General features: G+C 46.8%; 20 protein-coding genes and 1 other annotated feature. Of the genes, 17 read left to right on the forward strand and 3 right to left on the reverse strand.

Going from position 1 to position 20,734, the window contains the following annotated elements:
- The first annotated feature begins 170 nt into the window (after nucleotides 1–170).
- The 8 genes from J2T19_RS08740 to J2T19_RS08775 all read left to right on the forward strand — a co-directional run bounded on the left by J2T19_RS08740 (nucleotide 171) and on the right by J2T19_RS08775 (nucleotide 7,064).
- Complete coding sequence (locus J2T19_RS08740; protein WP_056694347.1) at nucleotides 171–467, forward strand: hypothetical protein; 297 nt, start codon at nucleotides 171–173, stop codon at nucleotides 465–467.
- Between the two features lie 4 nt (nucleotides 468–471).
- Nucleotides 472–648: an H-type small acid-soluble spore protein gene (locus tag J2T19_RS08745; RefSeq protein ID WP_056694429.1), complete on the forward strand. Its 177-nt coding sequence runs from the start codon at nucleotides 472–474 to the stop codon at nucleotides 646–648.
- Nucleotides 649–996: 348 nt separating this feature from the next.
- A complete protein-coding gene (tsaE, locus tag J2T19_RS08750; RefSeq protein WP_307214800.1) occupies nucleotides 997–1,476 on the forward strand; it encodes a tRNA (adenosine(37)-N6)-threonylcarbamoyltransferase complex ATPase subunit type 1 TsaE in 480 nt (159 codons plus the stop codon).
- A 7-nt stretch (nucleotides 1,477–1,483) separates the two neighbouring features.
- Complete coding sequence (gene tsaB / locus J2T19_RS08755; RefSeq protein ID WP_307215317.1) at nucleotides 1,484–2,332, forward strand: tRNA (adenosine(37)-N6)-threonylcarbamoyltransferase complex dimerization subunit type 1 TsaB; 849 nt, start codon at nucleotides 1,484–1,486, stop codon at nucleotides 2,330–2,332.
- An 18-nt stretch (nucleotides 2,333–2,350) separates the two neighbouring features.
- Nucleotides 2,351–2,872 carry a ribosomal protein S18-alanine N-acetyltransferase gene (gene rimI, locus J2T19_RS08760; RefSeq protein WP_307214802.1) on the forward strand — a complete coding sequence of 174 codons (522 nt, stop codon included), beginning with the start codon at nucleotides 2,351–2,353 and terminating at the stop codon, nucleotides 2,870–2,872.
- A complete protein-coding gene (gene tsaD / locus J2T19_RS08765) occupies nucleotides 2,869–3,930 on the forward strand; it encodes a tRNA (adenosine(37)-N6)-threonylcarbamoyltransferase complex transferase subunit TsaD (protein WP_307214803.1) in 1,062 nt (353 codons plus the stop codon). Before rimI ends, tsaD begins: the two co-directional genes overlap by 4 nt.
- A gap of 745 nt (nucleotides 3,931–4,675) precedes the next feature.
- Nucleotides 4,676–5,028 (forward strand) — a binding site (T-box leader).
- Between the two features lie 152 nt (nucleotides 5,029–5,180).
- Entirely contained in the window at nucleotides 5,181–6,734 is a 1,554-nt protein-coding gene (locus J2T19_RS08770) for a 2-isopropylmalate synthase (RefSeq protein WP_307214805.1), read from the forward strand.
- A 198-nt stretch (nucleotides 6,735–6,932) separates the two neighbouring features.
- The gene (locus tag J2T19_RS08775) at nucleotides 6,933–7,064 is read left to right on the forward strand and encodes a hypothetical protein (protein WP_307214807.1); all 132 of its coding nucleotides are present in this window, start codon (nucleotides 6,933–6,935) and stop codon (nucleotides 7,062–7,064) included.
- Between the two features lie 484 nt (nucleotides 7,065–7,548).
- Here J2T19_RS08775 and J2T19_RS08780 read toward each other — a convergent pair whose 3' ends face one another.
- A complete protein-coding gene (locus tag J2T19_RS08780; RefSeq protein WP_307214809.1) occupies nucleotides 7,549–9,507 on the reverse strand; it encodes an ABC-F family ATP-binding cassette domain-containing protein in 1,959 nt (652 codons plus the stop codon).
- 349 nt (nucleotides 9,508–9,856) lie between these two features.
- Here J2T19_RS08780 and J2T19_RS08785 point away from each other — a divergent pair, with 349 nt between their 5' ends.
- The 9 genes from J2T19_RS08785 (at nucleotide 9,857) to J2T19_RS08825 (ending at nucleotide 16,380) form a co-directional block, all read left to right on the forward strand.
- Entirely contained in the window at nucleotides 9,857–10,489 is a 633-nt protein-coding gene (locus tag J2T19_RS08785) for a 5-formyltetrahydrofolate cyclo-ligase (protein ID WP_307214811.1), read from the forward strand.
- Nucleotides 10,489–10,998 (forward strand): cyclic pyranopterin monophosphate synthase MoaC, encoded by a 510-nt coding sequence (moaC, locus tag J2T19_RS08790; protein WP_307214813.1) that lies wholly within the window; start codon nucleotides 10,489–10,491, stop codon nucleotides 10,996–10,998. Before J2T19_RS08785 ends, moaC begins: the two co-directional genes overlap by 1 nt.
- Before the next feature lie 77 nt (nucleotides 10,999–11,075).
- Nucleotides 11,076–11,561 (forward strand): MogA/MoaB family molybdenum cofactor biosynthesis protein, encoded by a 486-nt coding sequence (locus J2T19_RS08795; RefSeq protein WP_056694365.1) that lies wholly within the window; start codon nucleotides 11,076–11,078, stop codon nucleotides 11,559–11,561.
- Nucleotides 11,562–11,743: 182 nt separating this feature from the next.
- Nucleotides 11,744–11,992: a twin-arginine translocase TatA/TatE family subunit gene (locus J2T19_RS08800; protein WP_307214815.1), complete on the forward strand. Its 249-nt coding sequence runs from the start codon at nucleotides 11,744–11,746 to the stop codon at nucleotides 11,990–11,992.
- A gap of 75 nt (nucleotides 11,993–12,067) precedes the next feature.
- Entirely contained in the window at nucleotides 12,068–12,853 is a 786-nt protein-coding gene (gene tatC, locus J2T19_RS08805; RefSeq protein ID WP_307214817.1) for a twin-arginine translocase subunit TatC, read from the forward strand.
- A 522-nt stretch (nucleotides 12,854–13,375) separates the two neighbouring features.
- Nucleotides 13,376–13,657, forward strand: coding sequence for a co-chaperone GroES (groES, locus tag J2T19_RS08810; protein ID WP_056694371.1), 282 nt, complete (start codon nucleotides 13,376–13,378; stop codon nucleotides 13,655–13,657).
- Between the two features lie 73 nt (nucleotides 13,658–13,730).
- The gene (gene groL / locus J2T19_RS08815; RefSeq protein WP_145050416.1) at nucleotides 13,731–15,365 is read left to right on the forward strand and encodes a chaperonin GroEL; all 1,635 of its coding nucleotides are present in this window, start codon (nucleotides 13,731–13,733) and stop codon (nucleotides 15,363–15,365) included.
- A gap of 187 nt (nucleotides 15,366–15,552) precedes the next feature.
- The gene (locus J2T19_RS08820) at nucleotides 15,553–15,789 is read left to right on the forward strand and encodes a DUF2306 domain-containing protein (RefSeq protein WP_056694375.1); all 237 of its coding nucleotides are present in this window, start codon (nucleotides 15,553–15,555) and stop codon (nucleotides 15,787–15,789) included.
- 243 nt (nucleotides 15,790–16,032) lie between these two features.
- Nucleotides 16,033–16,380, forward strand: coding sequence for a hypothetical protein (locus J2T19_RS08825; protein WP_307214823.1), 348 nt, complete (start codon nucleotides 16,033–16,035; stop codon nucleotides 16,378–16,380).
- Nucleotides 16,381–16,476: 96 nt separating this feature from the next.
- Here the strand turns inward: J2T19_RS08825 and J2T19_RS08830 are convergent, their stop codons facing one another.
- Together J2T19_RS08830 and lacZ are read right to left on the reverse strand one after the other, a co-directional pair.
- Entirely contained in the window at nucleotides 16,477–17,073 is a 597-nt protein-coding gene (locus tag J2T19_RS08830; protein ID WP_307214825.1) for a hypothetical protein, read from the reverse strand.
- A 478-nt stretch (nucleotides 17,074–17,551) separates the two neighbouring features.
- Complete coding sequence (gene lacZ / locus J2T19_RS08835; protein ID WP_307214828.1) at nucleotides 17,552–20,668, reverse strand: beta-galactosidase, LacZ type; 3,117 nt, start codon at nucleotides 20,666–20,668, stop codon at nucleotides 17,552–17,554.
- Nucleotides 20,669–20,734: the final 66 nt, after the last annotated feature.

The following is a 20,734-nucleotide window of genomic DNA, read 5'->3' on the forward strand; positions in this document are numbered from 1 at the left end:
TGTGAACGGCTAACCGCTTCATTCCATGGATCATGTGCTGAGTATGCTTCAGCCAGAGTGGGGGATGATAACAGAAACATCCTTGAGATCAATCTATAGCGCAAGCAAGCTGGAGAGTGGTCTTCGTCATAGGATGAACAATTGTAATGATCTAACCTAGGAGGTGTCTCATGAAGAACGGACGTGATGAAGGAGAGGCTCATGCTCACACATTTTCACCTTATCCTCTTGCAGCGTCGGAAGGCTCCGAGGATTTTCACACGCCTGCGACATCTGTCAATTGGGAGGCCGTGACTTCAGAGGAATTACCGCTTGACCGAGAATCGTTCATGCTCGATATTGATCGCATGGTCAATGAGGGGCTGGGTGGAGGTCAGGTAACCGATGACAATGGTTATATTGGAGACAGCACAACCGATACGATGGTTCGTGAATCACACGATGATCCGGAAGGGGAGTATGAATAAGATGATGGATGTTAAGCGTGCCAAAGCGATATATGATTCGGAGGATACAATTGCCGTTACGCTTGAAGGGGATCCTGTTTGGATTGAAAGTGTGGACGAAGCCAATGGAATGGCTACAGTTCAAGTAGGAAGTCGCCCTGGTAATACGCAAACAGTTCGTGTGGATCGACTGGAGGAGTAGCAACTAAGGTCGTAAACGTTCAGTGCATGAAGGATGCCGTAGAAGCGGTTTCGATTGGCAGGTATAGGTCATGATCGTGGAGAAGACAAGCTGATGTTGGTTCATGCCTCCTCCGATCATATTCATGCCTTGATTATTTTGAGCGTGCTGTACGACAAGGTTGGTCACCCGCAGATCCGCATATATAGTTCGAGATGAGACCGGTGCCATGAGGTGCCGGTTTTTCGTTATTATAGTGGGGATATCAAGCGTCATTCCTTTCGCAAGTGTTGCGGGGGAAGAAGGTGACCGATATAATAGTCTTCAAAGTGAACTCAGGCGGCAGGGCCGTCAAAGGTGGGGCGTAAATTGAATCAAGAGCATGAGCAGTGGGTGTATGATTCCCATGGCATTTCAGATACAGAAGCGCTCGCGTCTGCACTTGCTGGACAGGCAATGGCTGGTATGGTGATTGCATTGGATGGTGATCTTGGCGCGGGCAAAACAGCATTTTCACAAAAGTTCGCCTGGCATTTAGGTGTGCAGGGTGTAGTTAACAGCCCTACGTTTACATTGATTAAGGAATATGAGGGGCGATTGCCTTTATATCATATGGATGTATACCGTATTTCATTGGAAGAAGCGGATGAGCTTGGGCTAGATGAATACTTCTATGGAACCGGAGTGAGTCTGGTGGAGTGGTCAAGCATTATCCCAGAGCTACTCCCCGAAGAGCATCTGCATATACAGATTGAAACGACCGGTCCGGAGGATCGCAAGATTACGCTGGATGGATACGGTGAGAAGTATGCCGCCATATGCCGGCAGTTCAGACAGAATGGAGTTTAATAAGATGATGGAAGATTTACAAAAAAAGCCGCGTCAGCGGTTTTTGGCGTTGGATACGTCTACAGCGGTGATGGCTGCCTCAGTGATGGAGGATCACACGCTGCTCGAGGAACGAAATGAACGAGCAGAGCGTAATCACTCGGTGCATGTTGTACCCGTAATGGAGCAGCTCTTGGCTGCGAGTGGAACACAGCCCGGGCAATTAGACGGCATTGCCGTTGGCATTGGGCCTGGATCTTACACAGGCATCCGCATTGCGGTGACGGCGGCCAAAACCCTTGCCTGGGCATGGGACATCCCCGTTGCCGGGGTGTCCAGCCTTCAGGCAATGGCCTGGGGCGGCTGGCATCATGGCCTCGCCGCCAAGGCCGAAGCTGCGGCAGAGGAACCTGCCGCAGCAGGGGCTGGCGGAACGCCATCCGCGGACGAGGGCAGCCAGTCGGCTGCCCCGATCCACTGGATCGTTCCGCTCGTGGATGCGCGGCGCGGTCAAGCGTATACCGCGCTGTTCGCCTCCGCCGGGAGCGATGCGCCCCGGCGGCTTGAGCCTGATGCCATCCGCAAGATGGACGGATGGCTGGAAGCCCTCGCCGCCCGCATCGCGGAGGCGGCGCCGGAAGAGCGGCCCGCTGCCGTCTGGCTCGTCGGCGATGCGGGGCCAGTTGAGGCTGCGGCTGCGCTGCGCTGCCCAGCAGATACGGCGCTCCAGCTCATTCCATATGAGCTGGAAGGCCGTTGGGTCGGGCGGCTTGGCGCCGCCGCGCTGCTTGCAGGTCAGCGCGATGACGTTCATGCGCTGGTGCCAAACTACACCCAGCTGGCTGAGGCGGAAGCCAATTTACTGCGAAAAGGGTGAAGGGGGTACGGCGAGCGGATGGATCATTTGAAAGAAAACGACCAGGATGCAACGCTCCAGTTCAGACTCATGACACTTTCGGATATTCCCGATGTCATGGTGATTGAGCATGAAGCTTTTACGCTGCCCTGGACGGAAGAGGCATTCCGAAATGAATTAACGCACAATCATTTTGCTAAATATATGGTTATGGAAATAGACGGTACGGCGATTGGCTACGCCGGGATGTGGACCATTATGGATGAGGCGCATATCACAAACATTGCAGTAAGACAGGCTTATCGCGGACGCAAGCTTGGCGAGAGATTGTTGGATGAACTGATGAGAACGGCAGCCTATCTGGGCATGGAACGGATGACGCTGGAGGTAAGGGTTTCGAACTTAGTTGCTCAGCGTTTGTATGAGAAAAAAGGGTTTGAATCGGCAGGTATTCGCAAAGGGTATTACTCCGATAACATGGAGGATGCGATGATTATGTGGGCGAATTTGCCCTCCACAGGCCGAGACGGCACAGAGGAAGGAAGCGTAACGGATTCATGAAGGAACTGAGTGAGAATCAACAAACACAAACGACTCCATGCTACATTTTGGCGGTGGAAACGAGCTGTGATGAAACGTCTGTGGCAGTGGTCAAAGATGGACGGGAAGTGCTGTCCAACTTGATCTCCAGTCAGATTGAGACACATAAGGCATTTGGTGGCGTTGTACCTGAGGTGGCTTCACGCAAACATGTAGAAGTAATCACACTAATGCTTGAACAGGCCATTGAGGAATCAGGCATTCGTCCTAGAGATTTAAGTGCCATCGCCGTAACGCAAGGTCCTGGACTCGTGGGTGCTCTGCTTGTTGGTATCGTTGCCGCCAAGACGCTGGCAATGGCGCTGGGTAAACCGCTAATTGGGACTCATCATATTGCAGGACATATCTATGCGAATCGTCTGACACATGAACTGAAATATCCTGCGATGGCGCTTGTGGTATCGGGTGGACATACCGAGCTTGTGCATATGGAATCCGAAGGTAAGTTCAAACTGATTGGTCGCACACGGGATGATGCTGTAGGTGAGGCATATGATAAAGTGGCGCGGGCACTGGGTTGTCCTTATCCTGGGGGTCCACATGTGGACCGGATGGCATCAGAAGCTGAGCAGGTTGTACCCTTGCCAAGAGTGTGGCTGGAAGCTGATTCATATGACTTCAGTCTCAGCGGATTGAAATCAGCTGTACTCAATGTGCTGAATCAGGCCAAAATGCGCGGAGAGACCCTGGAAGCTTCTGCTGTGGCGAGAGGGTTCCAAGAGGCAGTCGTTGAAGTGCTGGTTGAAAAAGCCGTCCGTGCCGTTCGGCAATATGGTTCACAACAACTGTTGTTGTGCGGTGGTGTTGCGGCAAACCGCGGACTGCGCACGGCATTGCAGGAGCGTTGTGAACGGGAAGGGCTTGAATTGTTAATCCCACCGATGGTGTATTGTACAGACAATGCTGCCATGATTGGAGCTGCAGCATACCTGAAATGGCAACGTGGAGAAATTTCCGAATTCGATGCCAAAGCTGATCCAGGGTTATCGCTGGAGGAATGGTCTGTGCAATCCGTATAGAGGTTGTTCAAAAAGTCCGCTTTTGATTATGAAGGATGCCCTGAGGCATCTCAGCGTCCAATATGGGATTCAGCCGAAATAAGTGGAGGCTTACGAAGCTTGTTTCCGTAGGAAACAATGTAGTTGCTCACGTAGTTTCGCCTACGCTCCGCTACTCCATTTCTATCTTCACCCCATCTTCTTGATACTGAAAACCGTCCTTTTTGAACGCACACATATAGGGGAATAGCCTAAGTATGAAGCCAAGATGTCAAATGTAACAGTTGACATTCGGATGTGAAGAATGTATATTAGTTACAAATTTAAACAATGTTTTTTTCTGAACGATAATAGAAAACGCGATGAACAGGAACAGTAAGGAATTTCCCGGTTGTAGAGAGCTGCGGGGTGGTGCAACGCAGTCGACGGAAAACCTGAAACTCACCTGGAAGCGGAACGATGGAACACGGTTACTCTCTTAGAGAAGCCGAAGACCGATTAAGGTCGAAAGTACATGGTTACGGGTTGCCTCCGTGAATGGGCCGTTGTCTTGAATCGCCGGATCGAATGCCGGTAGATGATTGGCAATAACTGAGGGGGCTTCTGACGGCTTCGGGTAATCTATTGTGTGCTTAGGCATACAAGAGTTACGCGAATGAATAGGAGAAGTCAACAAGAGTGGTACCGCGAAGGTGAACAGCCTGTCGTCTCTTGCATATATGCATGAGGTGGCAGGCTTTTTTGATTTCATTTTATCCAATATCAGATAAATGTAATGAACGGGAGCAGTACAAGGATGAGGCGCACAGAGAGCTGCGGGTTGGTGAGACGCAGTGGCTAATTCCTTAGAATCTCGCCCGGGAACAGAGCTATGGAGGCATGGGAAAACGATCTGAGCATCACGATACTTCCTTGACGGTAGTAGATGATCTAAATCCATGTTACACAGCAACGGCTAACCTCCGTTATGGGGTGTTTCTCCGTTTGGTCATGTTGCGGTTGGTTTACTGTCCGCAATATCATAAACGGAGACGACGAGGTGGATGGTGATTCGGTTTAGACCGTAACCATCAAGCAAGAGTGGTACCGCGGAGGGGAGAATAACCCGCCGTCTCTTAATGGAGATGGCGGGTTATTTGTATTTGCTGCCGGCAGCAGGGTGGGCATGGAGATCGGAAGCGCTTATGAGAATTACTACATCTGGTGTGTAAGTCGACGTACACGCTAGAGCCAATGGCATGACATAACCTATTGATGGAGGCTGATGATATATGACAATGAATGATAAACGGCACATTGAGATTTTTGATACAACACTGCGTGATGGTGAACAAGCCCCGGGAGCGAGCTTACAGCCCGAACAAAAAATTGAGCTGGCACATCAACTAGCTTCTCTTGGTATTGACGTCATTGAGCCTGGATTCCCGATCTCCAGCCCAGGGGAGTTCGCGGCGGTTCAGGCGATATCTAGACAATTGCAGAACGTAGAGATCTGTGGATTTGCCCGTGCTGTAAAAGGTGATATTGATGCAGCAGTGCGTGCAACGGCTGATGCTGCACGGCGCAGAATTCACCTGTTTATTTCTTCGTCAGATATTCATATCGAGCATCAACTGCGTCGTCCGCGCAGCGAAGTTGTAGCTACTGCTCGTGAGATGGTGTCATACGCAAGGCAGTTCAGCGATATCGTAGAATTTACAGCGATGGATGCGGCTCGCACCAAAATGGATGACCTGATTGAAATGATTGAAGTGGTCATTGAGGCTGGGGCTTCGATCATTAATCTGCCAGATACGGTTGGTTATGCATTGCCACATGAATACGGTGAAATGTTCCGTCGTGTACGCGAGGGCGCCAGAGGTGGCGATCAAGTTCGTTACAGTGCCCATTGTCATAATGATCTGGGGCTGGCGGTGGCGAATAGCTTGGCTGCTATTGCGAACGGGGCTTCTCAGATTGAAGTGACCATTAACGGTGTAGGTGAGCGGACAGGTAATGCAGCATTGGAAGAGTTGGTTATGGCACTGGAAACGCGGGGTGATGTGCTTGGAGCAACAACGAATATCAAATTGGAGCAATTGTACGAGACATCCCGTCAGATTAGCCGAGCGATGCACTTCCCGATCGCCTATAACAAGCCAGTCGTAGGACGTAATGCATTCCAGCACGAATCCGGTATCCATCAGGATGGCCTGTTGAAGAATCGGAACACATACGAGATTATGGACCCGGAAGCACTCGGTATTCCGCGTAGCATGATTATTCTGGGTAAACACTCCGGACGCCACGCCTTGAAGGATCGGGTTCGTAAATACGGATTTGAGCCGGATGAACAGCAAATGGAACAACTCTACACCGTATTCAAGGAAACGGCCGATCAGCAAAAAGTGGTTAGTGATGACCAGCTACTACAGATGGTCAGCCAGACGATGAATATTCCTGCCCAGGATTATGAGTTGGTCGAATTGCAAGTTACGGCAGGCAGCATGACTGATCGTATGGCTGCTGTACGTATGCGTGCAGGTGGAGTGGAGCAATCTTATTCCGCAGTAGGAAGTGGCCCTGTAGAAGCGGCCATTCATGCGATCGGTCAGAGCATATCTGACGATATCACATTTGTGGATATGGAGATCCATGCCTTGAGCGGAGGAGAAGAAGCGAATGCTGAGGCGGCAGTTACGGTTGAGCGTGCGGGTCGGGAATTCAGAGGAACGGCTATACACAGTGATATCGTGATGGCTGCTGGACTTGCGTATGTAGCTGCATGTAATGCTGCCGGACTAAAAGCAGAATCATCCGAAAGTGGAGAGGTCGCTCACGTATAAATAAGGGGCTCTGATTCAACGGGAACGGTGTGTTGATTAGTTTGTCGAATTGAAGGTGCGAAATAAGAACTCACCACTTCAATTTGTCAAGATGTGATTATAGTTATCCACATATTCAGGATAAATTGTGGGTAACTAAGCTAGAGCCAAACCAGACCCGTTTTCGAAACGATAAGGTTTTAGGGGATAGAATCCAAGGTGTATATCCACAAAGTTGTGGATAATGTGTATAAGTCGGTGGATAAATATGGATTTTTATTGAAAATGCGATTCTACCGCCGTTTAATTAAGCTTGATGGGCTGCTTGGTGTCTTGCTTAATTGTGGATAAATACGTAGGTTATCCAATAAAAAAATATTTTTCAAAATTCGAGTGGATTTGACAAATGGGAAATGATCAGATCACGCTACCCACTCGATCATAATCAACAAAAATGGGGCTGCCTCAAGAAATCTCTCTTCGCTCCAAGCGCTAACGAACCTACCGCATCTTTTAATAAGCGGATTATCTTATTATGCAAGATGTAACGAACCTCAGTACCGCTATTCTTTCATAAAACGGTCTCACAACCTAAATAATGGATTGAATCGATGAAATAACGCCTCTATGATTCGTTAGATATCAGATTCAGGAAATAGAAGAGGATAGCGTGTATCAGGTTCATTAGATCAACATAACGCTAAAAAGGGATGTCCCTCGTCATCATCGTGACTGTGGGAGATCCCCTTTTAATATGTGGTGTGAATATGCATAAATCGTAGGTGATATATCAACGCAATACTACATTATAATGCTTCATTGGAAGCGTGCATCTCTATTCCAAAGCGAGAGCTTCCCATTCTTCATAAGCTGTCGCAACTTGCTGCTTAAGCTCCTCTGATTTGGCTTGCAGCTCCTGTAGCTTCATGTAATCCTGATAAACTTCAGGCAGAGCCATCTGTGCCTCCAGCCCTGTAATCTCATCCTCCAGCTCCGCAATTTTCAACTCTAGCGTTTCTTGTCTGCGTTGTCGATTGCGTTCTTCGCGCTTCGCTTGTTTATCCGCTTCAAAGGATGCTGCGCCTGATTTTTCTGTTGATGAGGGAGCATTGCTCGCTTTAGGCGAGAGTTTGGCAGAAGCTGTCTTGGCTTCAGCCGCTTCACGCGCGATATCTTCCAGCTCCTGTTTTTTCTCTACATAATCATCGTAATTGCCGAGATAATGCTCCGTCCCACCTGGATGCAATTCAACAATTCGCTCCGCCATTTTATTGAGGAAATAACGGTCATGGGAGATGAAGAGCAATGTGCCTTCGTAGTCCATGAGAGCCGCTTCAAGTACCTCTTTGGCGAATAAATCCAGATGGTTTGTCGGCTCATCCAGAATCAGCATATTGGCTTCCTTAAGCATGAGCTTAGAAAGGGAAACACGCGCCTTTTCCCCGCCACTGAGCGAGGAGATTTTTTTGAGCACATCGTCACCACTGAACAAGAAATTTCCCAGAACTGTACGAATACGAGCTTCTTCCATACCAGGATAAGCACTCCACAGTTCTTCCAGCACGGTGTTGGTAGGAGTTAAGCCTGTTTGCTCCTGATCATAATAACCAATCTGCACCTTGGCTCCCCATTGAATATCCCCTGCTGCTGGGCGCAAGCTTCCTGTAAGACATTTGAGCATGGTAGATTTACCAATCCCGTTAGGCCCGATGAGGGCAACGGTCTCCCCGCGTCGCAGGTCGAAGGATACATTGCGAAATAGAGGCGAACCCTCTTCATATGCAACGGACAATTGATCCACTCGAAGAACTTCCTTACCCGACATGACGGCTATTTCAAAAGAAAAGTGAGCTTTCTTCAGATCGCCCATCGGTTTGTCGAGACGTTCCATTTTGTCGAGCGCTTTGCGCCGACTCTGTGCGCGCTTGGTTGTTGAAGCGCGAACGATGTTTTTCTGCACGAATTCTTCCATCTTAGATATTTCATCTTGTTGTTTCTCATATTGCTTCATCTGCGTTTCATACTCAGCAGCTTTGAGTTCCATATATCGACTGTAGTTACCTGTATATTTCCTAGAACGGTGCCGTTCGATTTCGACGATGGTTGTAACAAGTCGGTCAAGGAAGTAACGGTCATGTGATACGACCAGCAACGCGCCTGAATACCCTCGCAGGTAATCCTCCAGCCACGTTAAGGTAGGGATATCGAGATAGTTCGTCGGCTCATCCAGCATGAGAAGGTCAGGTGCTTGTAACAGAATGCGAGCAAGAGCAAGTCGTGTTTTTTGCCCACCGCTCAGCGTAGCAATCGGCGTGTCTGCGGCGAATTCACCAAACCCCATTCCGTGCAGTACGCTTCGAATGCGAGTCTCCATCTCATAGCCGCCATGATCCTTGAACCAATCGGACCGCTTCGCATAACGCTCCAGCAGCTCCGCATATTTTTTCTCGTCCTCCATGAAGGCAGGGTCAGCGATATCCTGTTCCATCTGTCTTAATTCAGCCTCTGCTTGGGTAAGATGGGCGAAGACGTTCATCATCTCTTCCCAGATGGTGCGATCGGACTGCAGTCCACTATTCTGAGCTAGATAACCCAGCGTTGTCTCTTTTGATTTGAAAATTTGCCCGCCATCATAGGACATCTCACCGGCAATAATTTTGAGCAACGTTGATTTGCCTGCGCCGTTTACACCGACGAGGCCAATTCGTTCACGTTCTAATATTTGTAAGTTTACGCCGTCCAAAATTGGATCGACACCATAACGTTTAATAATTCCGGATACTTGTAATAACATAAAATGAAGTTCCTCCATCGGTCCAGTACGTGATTTGATAACAATAAGTGCCTGTTCAAAAAGTACGGTTGTCAGTACCGAGAAGATGGGATGAACTTTTTGAACAACCTCTATAGTCCAGTTTACATGAAATACAGATCAAATGCACCGCTTGAGAGTGGGGGGGCCGTGTAGTCTTTTTGGGCAATCAATGATAAACTGAAAGAAGGCATGTTAATTCATGAGTATTTTGCAGAAAATGATTCATGATAACCATTTCAACGAGATGACATCACGTCATAACATATAAATATTATTTTTAATGCGTGCTTTTTTCACCTTTCACATCAACAGGAGGGTATTCAAAATCATGCAAGATCGGATGGAACACAAGAGCGAGCTTCGTTCTCGGCTGAAGCAAAGTCGGGATCTGCTGGATGAATCACTTCGCCTTCATGCGATGGGGGACATAAGCCTTGTAGTGAAGCAGGAGCTACAGCGATTGAGGCTGGACAAGCCACAGTTAACGATCTTTAGCTATTTGTCCTATCGTAGCGAAGCAACGACTGCGTTTTTGTTTGAAGATGGCTGGACGCATGGGGATGTGATGCTTGCCCCGAAAGTGCTGGCGAATCCCCCTCGGATGGAACTGAGGAGGGTGGCTGGAGAACAGGATATTGAATCAGGTGTATGGGGCATACCCGAACCTAAAGATTCCTGTGAAGTATTTCAGCCGGAGGATTGGCCGTATATCGATCTAGTCATTGTTCCTGGTCTGGGGTTTGATCGTCAGGGCGGCCGGATTGGTTATGGTGGCGGTTATTATGACCGTTTTGCCGAGACACTGGCAGTCCAATGTTCCCAAGCAGGTCAAAGACCACAGTTGGCAGCACTTGTGTTACCAGGGCAATTGCAGGACGAGATTCCGATGGAACAGCTCGATTTGCGACTGGATCTGTTGATGACGACCAAAGGTGTACTACATATCAATAAAGGGTTGTGATGGTATTGAGTTCAGATGTACACAACGGACAGACTTCCGGAGGGGAGTTTACTCATTTTAATGAACAGGGACGGGCTCGAATGGTTGATATTTCGGGCAAGGAGGCTACCGTTCGTAAAGCAGTGGCGGTGTCCAAAGTAACGATGGCTCCAGCTACGCTCGAAGCGATCCGAGAAGGGCGCATCGGCAAAGGCGACGTGTTGGCTGTTGCTCAGATCGCCGGTATTCAAGGGGCTAAGAAAACATCGGACTGGATTCCAATGTGTCATCCTCTTGCACTGACAGGTGTGGACATCCGTTTTCACGACAACGGTGTGGATGAGATACAGATTGAAGCAACGGTAAAGACGGAAGGTAAGACTGGCGTCGAGATGGAGGCACTAACAGCAGCCTCGGCTGCGGCGCTTACGATCTATGACATGTGTAAAGCTTTGCAAAAAGATATGATTATCGGTCCGACGATGCTGCAATCCAAAAGTGGTGGCAAAAACGGGGATTTCAATCGATAAGTGCGTGTTCAAAAGCGGACTTTTTGAACTACCTCTTTAACGGACATTTATTTTCATAAAGGAGAAGGGTGATCTTTATGGTGTGGAGAACAGCAATCCTGACAGCCAGCGACAAAGGGGCCCGCGGGGAACGTGAGGATACGAGTGCACAAGTCATCCGGGAGCTTGTAGAAGAAGAACTGGGTGGGGAGATCGTAGAGTACCGCATCGTTCCTGATGAACCCGATGAGATTATCGCGGCACTAATTGAGATGACAGATTATTTTCATGCAGACCTTGTACTGACCACAGGAGGTACGGAACTTGCGATTCGCGATATTACACCTGAGGCGACAAGACGGGTAATTGAGAGAGAAGTTCCAGGTATGGCTGAGGCCATGCGTTATAGTGTCATGAGCAAAAATCGTTCTGCCATGCTGTTCCGCGGCTTGTGTGGTATTCGTGGACGTACACTGATCGTCAATTTGCCTGGTACGCCTAAAGGGGTACACGAGCATTTGGCAGCCATTATGGATCAGCTCCCGGAGGCACTACTGATGGTTACAGGACAGTTTAAGCAATAGATTGAATGTGATCTCCATAGGTAATCCATTCATAAATATTGAATAATTTATGAATATTATGGGTTATGTAAGTGGTTACATCTGTGGTATGATTGGCGTAAATCGAAAAAATCAGTCGTGGCGTCACTCAAGTTTTTGTGCAAAGGTTCGCAACTGCTGAGGTTGGGATAGGGGGAGTACTGATGTTAGGTCAAATTGGTCCAACAGGTTTTATTTTATTAATTGTTGTGGCGCTGTTGTTGTTTGGTCCAAACAAGCTTCCGGAACTGGGACGTGCAGTTGGCCGTACTTTTCGTGAATTCAAGGACGGTGCACGCGAGATTATCTCGGATGATGACGCGTCCAAGCGCAAGGAGCAGGAGAAGGCCAAACCGCTGGCATCGGAGAGTGCACCTGTAGATAAGCCTGAAGACAAACGCTTGCCGGAGTAATGACGGCCATGAATGAGAATTCCCTTCCTGCCGGAAGGGTTTTGTATTTTAAGCTGGCAATAATGGGGGGCAAGCATGGCGCAGCAGACAGAAGAAATGACAATTGTGGAACATTTGAGCGAGCTGCGCAAGCGGCTGATTTATGTGCTGAGCGTTTTTGTTTTAGGTCTAATTGTAGGCTTTTTTGTAGCAGATCCCGTGTATGAGTACTTAACGAAAGCAGAGTCGGTTAAAGGTTTTGTGCTGCATGCCTTCTCTTTCTGGGATGGTATTGGCATCTACATGAAGATTGCGGGATTGTTTTCACTGGTTGTGACATTGCCATTTACGGTGTTTCAGATCTGGAAATTTGTAAGTCCGGGACTACGACCGATCGAGCGGAAGGCTGCATTGAAATATGTACCGTATGTGTTTCTTTTGTTCCTGATCGGTCTGTCGTTTGCCTATTATGTCGTCTTCCCGATGGCGCTTGCGTTTACAACTTCGATTACGGAGAAAATGGGACTTGTCGAGACATATGGCATGAAGCAATATTTCAGTTTTCTGTTTGGTATTGTGCTGCCTGTTTCTTTGTTGTTCGAGCTTCCACTGCTCATCATGTTCCTGACAGCAATACGGATACTGAATCCTACCCGTCTTCGCAAAATGAGAAGAGTGGCTTATTTCATTTTGATCTTCATCGCCGTAGTGGTTACACCGCCTGACTTTATATCGGATCTTCTGGTGATGATTCCTTTGCTTTTATTGTATGAGTTCAGTGTTTTTCTATCGGCCTTTGTATATCGCAAGCAGCTAGCTGCTGATGAGGCAGAAGCGTCTCGCTATACCCGGGTGAGTGACGATAATAGCATGAACAGTTAGATTTCGAGAGCAACGAGGACTCGATAGTGTTATTAGGGTTATCATACATGAAGTATTCAATGTTCTATTGAGCTTTGCGAGGACAGAAGACCAGAAGAAGGTGCGACTAGAACTTTTCGTTGAACACAAAAGTTTGAGTGTAGCCGTTGGAGGGTAACTCTGTCCTGAAGTGCTCTAATATTCCTATTTATCTGTGTCGTTCACTGATCTAAAGGACAAGCAGGCATATTTTGCCGAGCAATGGATACAATGGAAGAGGGCTGAACACCCCACGGGGATAAGGCTTGTTATTGTCTTGCGTTTGAATTGCGCGGCATGGAGCAGCAGGGATTTTAGTGTATTTCTGAGGGCTCGTTGTAAAGAGAACGTAAATTATCACATGAATTCGTGAAAAGGACTTGAAATCATGCTTCAAGTTGAGTATCATAAAGTTGGTTGTTAGCACTGGGCACGGTCGAGTGCTAATACATAGCTACAACCTACAATGTAACGTTATATAATTTCAAAAGGAGGCTATTTTTCATGATCAGACCTTTAGGTGAACGCGTATTGGTAGAACCATTGGAGCAAGAGCAAACGACTTCTTTCGGGATCGTACTTCCGGACTCTGCTAAAGAGAAACCGCAAGAGGGTAAAGTAATTGCTGTTGGCGCTGGAGTGCTGAAAGACGGCGTACGTGTAGCTCTGGAAGTGAAAGAAGGAGACCGCGTAATCTTCTCCAAATATGCCGGTACAGAAATCAAATTCGAAGGTAAAGAATATTTGATTATGAAAGAGAGCGACATTCACGCGATTCTCGACTAATTCAAATTTTATCGGTTAACCGAACCATATAGCAGTACCATTTTAAACAATATACTAGGGAGGTTTTCTTAACATGGCTAAAGACATTAAATTCAGTGAAGACGCTCGTCGCTCTATGCTTCGTGGTGTAGATGCATTGGCTAATGCAGTAAAAGTAACACTCGGTCCTAAAGGCCGTAACGTGGTACTTGAGAAAAAATTCGGAAGCCCGCTCATCACGAATGACGGTGTAACCATCGCTAAAGAAATCGAACTGGAAGATGCATTTGAGAACATGGGTGCACAACTGGTTAAAGAAGTAGCAACCAAAACAAACGATGTTGCCGGTGACGGTACAACTACAGCAACTGTATTGGCTCAAGCGCTGATCACAGAAGGTCTGAAAAACGTAACTGCAGGCGCTAGCCCAATCGGTATCCGTAAAGGGATCGACAAAGCGGTTAAAGCTGCGGTTGCTGAATTGCAATCCATCTCCAAACCGATCGAAACAAAACAATCCATCGCACAAGTTGCAGCAATCTCTGCTGCTGACGAAGAAGTAGGCGAATTGATCGCTGAAGCTATGGAAAAAGTAGGTAAAGACGGCGTTATCACTGTAGAAGAATCCAAAGGATTCGCTACTGAGCTTGAAGTGGTTGAAGGTATGCAATTCGACCGTGGATACATCTCTCCTTACATGATCACAGATACGGACAAAATGGAAGCTGTTTTGGACAATCCGTACATCTTGATTACAGACAAAAAAATCTCCAGCACGCAAGACATCTTGCCATTGCTTGAGAAAATCGTTCAACAAGGTAAACCACTCGTATTGATCGCTGAAGATATCGAAGGCGAAGCATTGGCGATGTTGGTTGTGAATAAATTGCGTGGTACATTCAATGCTGTAGCGGTTAAAGCTCCAGGATTCGGTGACCGTCGTAAAGCGATGCTGCAAGATATCGCTGCCCTGACTGGTGGCCAATTGATCACGGAAGAACTGGGTCTGGATCTGAAATCCGCTGTTGTGGAACAACTGGGTACAGCTCGTCAAATCCGTGTAACAAAAGAAAACACAATCATCGTTGACGGTGCTGGTAACAAATCCGATATCGATGCACGTGTAAGCCAAATCCGTACGCAATTGGAAGAAACAACTTCCGAGTTCGACAAAGAGAAACTGCAAGAGCGTCTGGCTAAATTGTCTGGCGGCGTAGCAGTAATCAAAGTTGGTGCGGCTACTGAAACTGAATTGAAAGAACGCAAACTGCGTATCGAAGATGCCCTGAACGCAACTCGCGCTGCGGTTGAAGAAGGTATCGTATCCGGTGGTGGTACTGCGCTTCTGAACGTATATCAAGCTGTTGCTGCTGTAGCATTGTCCGGCGATGAGCAAACAGGTGTGAACATCGTCCTGAAAGCTCTGGAAGCACCAATCCGTACAATCGCTGCTAACGCTGGTGAAGAAGGTTCCGTAATCGTGGAACGTCTGAAAAAAGAACAAACAGGCGTAGGCTTCAACGCTGCGACTGGCGAATGGGTTAACATGATCGAAGCAGGTATCGTTGACCCTGCGAAAGTAACGCGTTATGCATTGCAAAACGCTGCTTCCGTAGCAGCAATGTTCCTGACGACTGAAGCGGTTATCGCTGACAAACCAGAACCTGCAAGTGCTGGTGCTGGAATGCCTGACATGGGCGGCATGGGTGGAATGGGCGGCATGATGTAATAAAGGTGTAAAAACCTTATCATGCGCTAACGAACGGAGGCTCCCGAGAGGGAGCCTTTTTTCATTTAAATAAGGTTATAGGAAGTTAGATTTTGTATCATTTATAAGAGATTGAAACCTAATAGACTATTCTTCGTATGTACAATGATACATAAATGAGAATTATAGGAATTAAGGAGGAGCTTATTTGCGGAAAAGTACGAAATGGGTATTGTGGATATTAGGTTTAATGCTCGCTGCGATTTTTATTAATTTTTATATGAATCTATATAGCTTTGGATTTGCTCTAATTGGGGTGCTGTTTATGGCATTCACGGGATGGGGATTTCTAGCTAAGCTAAAGAACGACGTTCGTCAGCACGAGGATCATCATAGAAGAATGCATGAATCTGTGAACGATGATATTGAGAGATACACCAGGTAAACAATGATCCAATATACCTGAAATAGGGTTAAGAGATGCTAAGTAGCACTTACACTGGATAAGTAACAATTATAGACTCCTGCAAGGGAGTTTTTTTAATATAAGATGTAACAAAGGATATAACGTGCTGCCTAGGCTGGGTTAAATACGATGCTCAGAGCATCGTGAGTGATGTCCTTCAGAGGTGAAACGAACGAATATGACATCTCATATTTTGGGTATATACTTAAAAGGAGGGATCATATGAAACGAATCAAAATGGCGTGCGTTGTTTTTATCATATTGCTATTATCTGTGTTATCAGCCTGTGGTGACGATAATATTTTACACGGGAAGAGTGATCACTGGGATGTAGCCCTGCAAAGATCGACAGGGATTTATAGTATTACTTATATCGGTGATGAAACGTATATAAGAGATTTTGTATTTGACCTTACCGGCACGAATATAAATCAACAGGGCAGTTCACTCTCAGAACAAAAGAAACCATTTAAGATGTCGGGAACGATTACGATTACGGAAGACACGAAAGATCCTCTTGAATTCAAAATGAGTTGGAATAATCAAAGCGAGAGTATAACCTTTGAGTAGCTCTCGCTTTGGAAAGTGATACAGTTTGGAGTGGTCACAACTAATGATTGCGTGGGTATGCATGTAAAATAGGACGGCTTCTTGCAAGTGTCAGACTTATTCCACCGTTGTTATATCAAATACAGACGTCCCATCATTTTGAACCTGGAAGCCATATTGGAACCCATCTCGTTTTGTCATGCCATCAAACTCATTTTGATTCACATCACGATCCAACAATCCGATATCCTGAATGACGTCTTGTGCATCGTTATAGGTGTACTCGCTATGGGTGGTTAGAATGAGTGTGGCAATAGCAGTCAGCAGCACGCCGCGTGTTGGTTCATTGACATTGCCAGTACCGTATAATTTGATTTCCTGTATTTGTTCATCTGCATCTAACACACCGACCATGCGAAGCTCATCATTGAATGCATACTCAAACGTGGAAGTCGCCTGATCCGTTGATGACTCATTCATGGTCAGTCGAGTAATTGCCAGACCGTTCAATCGGTATTTGCCTACGGCAGCATTGAACTTGTTTCTAAAATCACCAGCAGTCATCTGGAATCCAGTATTATTGGTTGGGGTGGAATGACCAGTGTTTTCCCCAATAGACTCGCTTCCGGAAGCCTGCTGCTCAGTCTGATCAGAAACAGCTTGGGAAGAGTCTGAAGATAACGCCAACATGCCGTACATCCCGATGGAAGCCATCGCGAAACAGAGTGTCGTAAGGATAATATGCTTGATGGTTACCTTGTTATGTTTTCTCATGGATAAGATCATAGATACAAGAAAAACAAAGAAAGCCAGTAAGCCAGTGATCCATATTACGGTAAACAGAACTTGCAAATTCTCACCTCATAATAGATTAATGATTAATATCATGTTTGTCCCATCACTCATTATAATGTTTCTTCGAGTAACTTTAAACTGAGCACGTATGCTCGCGCATCACATCGTTCACATTACATATCTAGCATCACGCATTGTGCGGCAAAGCATCTCATTTCACATATCCAGCGTCTCGCATCATATATCAATCATCAGTTATTCAACATTACGCATTGCACAGTAAAGCATCTTGCATCACGTATCGGATATCTCTTATCAATCATCATGCGAAAAAAAGCACTACTGGCATACGTCCAGCAGTGCTATTCTTGGTGCTTTCCTCAATTACATCTTTTTGTTATACAGGTTTAACCGTAAAAGTGAAGTGATATGCACGGTTAGCAGGCAATGTATATTCCGCATGAGTTGGCGCACCCCAGCTATCATCTCCGCCTACGCCCATTTGTTTGTAATTGATGCGAGCGACGGTCTGGGTGCTTTGAGGTAATTTGTACACATGGTCATGTGTCTCAAGTTCCTCAGGAGTCCACGGCAATGCATTAATCTCGAACGGTGTTGCTGATTCGAAGCGGACACCGGTTGTGCTATTGCTTGACGTAATTTCAGCATAGCGTACATCGGTTTTGTTGCCGCATTCCTGTGGTCTCAGGTACGGAACGAATTGATCGCGAACCGCTCCGGTGTAATATCCTAATCTTGCACTGGTCAGTCGGTCTGCATAGTTATCATGCGGACCTCTACCATACCAAGCGATCGTATCCAGCTCGTTATTCAGTTGCAGCAGCATGCCGAATTCCGGTAGCTCGGGTAATCCTTCACCTGGAATAAGATGCTGCTGTATTTCCAGCGTGCCATCCGGGAACATCTTGTACGTAATGGACAATGTGCATCCTGGATGTGCTTTCCACGTATAATCGCTTGTCACGATGCAGTTTTGTTCATTCACTTGATGTTCGAAGCGAATTAATTGGCTGGTCGCGTGAGCATCTTTCCAGAAGCCGGAACGCTCTGGCAGACCGTTACCTAGATCGTTGTCTGTCACCGCACGCCAGAAATTAGGCCGGACAGGTGCAAGCAATTGCTCTTGCTTGTTGAGCTGATAGGATGTAAGCGCGCCTGTAGTTTGGTCAAAAACAAACGATACATGTTCACTACTTACGCTCAACTCGTTCTGCCCATCCTCTACGAGTAATGAATTTTTGCCTTGTTCTGCTACCTTGTTGGGTTGCAATCTTGGCGATACAACGAACTGATCCCAAGCGACTTCATGACCTTCGCTTGCCCATTTGGTTGCAACTTTGGTCACGAGAGACACGGTTAATACCGCTTCTTGGAACAGATCTGCCGATGGTGTATAAGGAATCCGAATTTCGCTCGATTCTCCAGGTGCCGCGGCAATGTCAAGGCTACCGTTCTCGACAGGTCTACCGTCGTGTAATAAAGTCCATACAAGATCGTATTCACTCAGATCAGTGAATAGGAAGAGATTACGGATACGTAAGATACCCTCCTGTATATTCACAGCTTCCATACGAACATTCTGGTAACATTTCTTCACTTCTTCAAGCTTCGGTGTAACGGAGCCATCTGCTAGGATCAGTCCGTTTCCGCAGAAATTACCATCATGTGGCGATTCTCCGAAGTCCCCACCATAAGCGAGATATTCAATTCCGTCGGCTGTAGTTGTGAGCAGCGCCTGGTCGATCCAGTCCCAGATAAAGGCTCCCTGCAAAATGTCATAACGGTCAAATACATCCCAGTATAAATGCAGTCCACCACATGAGTTACCCATAGCATGGCTGTATTCACAGATGATATACGGTTTCTTCGGCACCTTCAGCTGGGCATATTCCTCAACTTGTTGAGGTTTGATATACATGGTTGACTCGATGTCACTTGCTGAATCGGAAGGACGATAATGGAACGTTCCCTCGTAATGAACAAGTCTTGTTGGGTCAGACTGCTTCAGATAATCGTACATAGCAATGAAGTTGTCACCACCGAAGGATTCATTGCCCAGTGACCAGATGATGACGGACGGATGGTTTTTGTCCCGTTGGAACATCGAGTTACAGCGATCTAACACATTCTCTCGCCATTCTGGCTTGCTTGCAGGAATGTTGTTCTCATTCAGTTCCTTTTGTCCGTAGTACCATGATCCATGTGTCTCCAGATTCGTCTCGTCAATGACATAGAGGCCGTACTCATCACACAGCTCGTACCAGAGCGATTGGTTAGGATAATGAGAGGTACGCACGGCGTTAATATTGAAAGATTTCATCAGCTCAATGTCACGGATCATGTCCTCAGCGGTAATCGCACGTCCTGTTTTCGGAGAAAATTCATGGCGATTCACGCCTTTGAAAACAATGCGTTGACCATTGATTTTCATCAAACCGTCCTTCAATTCAAACGTACGGAATCCAACGCGGGAACGAACCGCTTCAACTGTTTCACCATGGCCTGCCTGTATGGACAGAACTAATGTATATAGATTGGGGAGTTCTGCACTCCATTTCAGTGGATTGGTTACCTCTGCAGATAAGTGAATGCTTAGTTCGTTGTTATCATTTGCAAAAGAAACAGCCGCTTGTATTGGTTGATCCAGCACCGCTTGCTGCTGTGCATCAAAGAGCTGTGCCTGTACGCTCATTCCATCTGTAACGCTGGTATTATGATTAAACAGTGTCACATCGATCTGTAGCTCAGCATCCCGAGAGGCTTCATCAAGGTTAGTTTGTACGAAGAAGTCAGCAATCTGAACCGGTGAAGGAGAATACAGATATACGTCACGGAAAATACCACTCATTCGCCAGAAATCTTGATCCTCCAGCCAGCTCGCATCACACCAGCGGTATACTTCTACGGCAAGTGTGTTCTCGCCATCATGCAGATACGCACTTATGTCAAATTCGGAAGGCGTGAAGGTATCTTCGCTATAACCGACTAATTCACCGTTAACCCACACATAGAATGCAGATTCAACCCCTGCGAAATGGAGAATAACGGGGCGATCCTTCCAATCAGCAGGCACGGAGAACGTGCGGAGGTAAGAACCAACAGGGTTATAGGTTGTTGGTGCGAATGGTGATTTTAATTCTGGCTCACGCTCTGACCATGGGTAACGGATATTCGTGTATTGTGGATAATCATAGCCTTGAAGCTGCCAGTGCGAAGGAACCGGGATCTCGTCCCACTGGCTATAATCGTAATTCGTCTCGTAAAAGGATGTGATTCGAGCATCTGGTGTTTCTGCAAAAGCAAACTTCCACATTCCATTCAGGGACTGGTACCAAGGAGAAGATGTTGCTTTATTGTTCAATGCTTCCGCAACAGACGGAAATGGCATCATTGAAGCATGTGCATTTAATCGACCGACTTGAAAGGTCTCAGGATTATTGTTCCATTCAGGATAACCATTGGCTGGAGGGGTGTAGTTCAATTTGTTTCTCATCACAGCAACTCCTTCAATAATGTTATAATATTGTCATTATAAAATTGAAAAGGCACTTATGAAATA

This window comes from Paenibacillus tundrae, from assembly GCF_030812775.1.
In the GTDB taxonomy this organism is placed as follows: Bacteria; Bacillota; Bacilli; order Paenibacillales; family Paenibacillaceae; genus Paenibacillus; species Paenibacillus tundrae_A.

Coding starts and splice junctions, on each gene's coding strand:
- J2T19_RS08740 (WP_056694347.1), top strand. CDS start 171: ATGAAGAACGGACGTGATGAAGGAGAGGCTCATGCTCACACATTTTCA.
- J2T19_RS08745 (WP_056694429.1), top strand. CDS start 472: ATGGATGTTAAGCGTGCCAAAGCGATATATGATTCGGAGGATACAATT.
- tsaB (WP_307215317.1), top strand. CDS start 1,484: ATGGAAGATTTACAAAAAAAGCCGCGTCAGCGGTTTTTGGCGTTGGAT.
- rimI (WP_307214802.1), top strand. CDS start 2,351: ATGGATCATTTGAAAGAAAACGACCAGGATGCAACGCTCCAGTTCAGA.
- tsaD (WP_307214803.1), top strand. CDS start 2,869: ATGAAGGAACTGAGTGAGAATCAACAAACACAAACGACTCCATGCTAC.
- J2T19_RS08770 (WP_307214805.1), top strand. CDS start 5,181: ATGACAATGAATGATAAACGGCACATTGAGATTTTTGATACAACACTG.
- J2T19_RS08780 (WP_307214809.1), bottom strand. CDS start 9,507: ATGTTATTACAAGTATCCGGAATTATTAAACGTTATGGTGTCGATCCA.
- J2T19_RS08785 (WP_307214811.1), top strand. CDS start 9,857: ATGCAAGATCGGATGGAACACAAGAGCGAGCTTCGTTCTCGGCTGAAG.
- moaC (WP_307214813.1), top strand. CDS start 10,489: ATGGTATTGAGTTCAGATGTACACAACGGACAGACTTCCGGAGGGGAG.
- J2T19_RS08795 (WP_056694365.1), top strand. CDS start 11,076: ATGGTGTGGAGAACAGCAATCCTGACAGCCAGCGACAAAGGGGCCCGC.
- J2T19_RS08800 (WP_307214815.1), top strand. CDS start 11,744: ATGTTAGGTCAAATTGGTCCAACAGGTTTTATTTTATTAATTGTTGTG.
- tatC (WP_307214817.1), top strand. CDS start 12,068: ATGGCGCAGCAGACAGAAGAAATGACAATTGTGGAACATTTGAGCGAG.
- groES (WP_056694371.1), top strand. CDS start 13,376: ATGATCAGACCTTTAGGTGAACGCGTATTGGTAGAACCATTGGAGCAA.
- groL (WP_145050416.1), top strand. CDS start 13,731: ATGGCTAAAGACATTAAATTCAGTGAAGACGCTCGTCGCTCTATGCTT.
- J2T19_RS08825 (WP_307214823.1), top strand. CDS start 16,033: ATGAAACGAATCAAAATGGCGTGCGTTGTTTTTATCATATTGCTATTA.
- J2T19_RS08830 (WP_307214825.1), bottom strand. CDS start 17,073: ATGGCTTCCATCGGGATGTACGGCATGTTGGCGTTATCTTCAGACTCT.
- lacZ (WP_307214828.1), bottom strand. CDS start 20,668: ATGAGAAACAAATTGAACTACACCCCTCCAGCCAATGGTTATCCTGAA.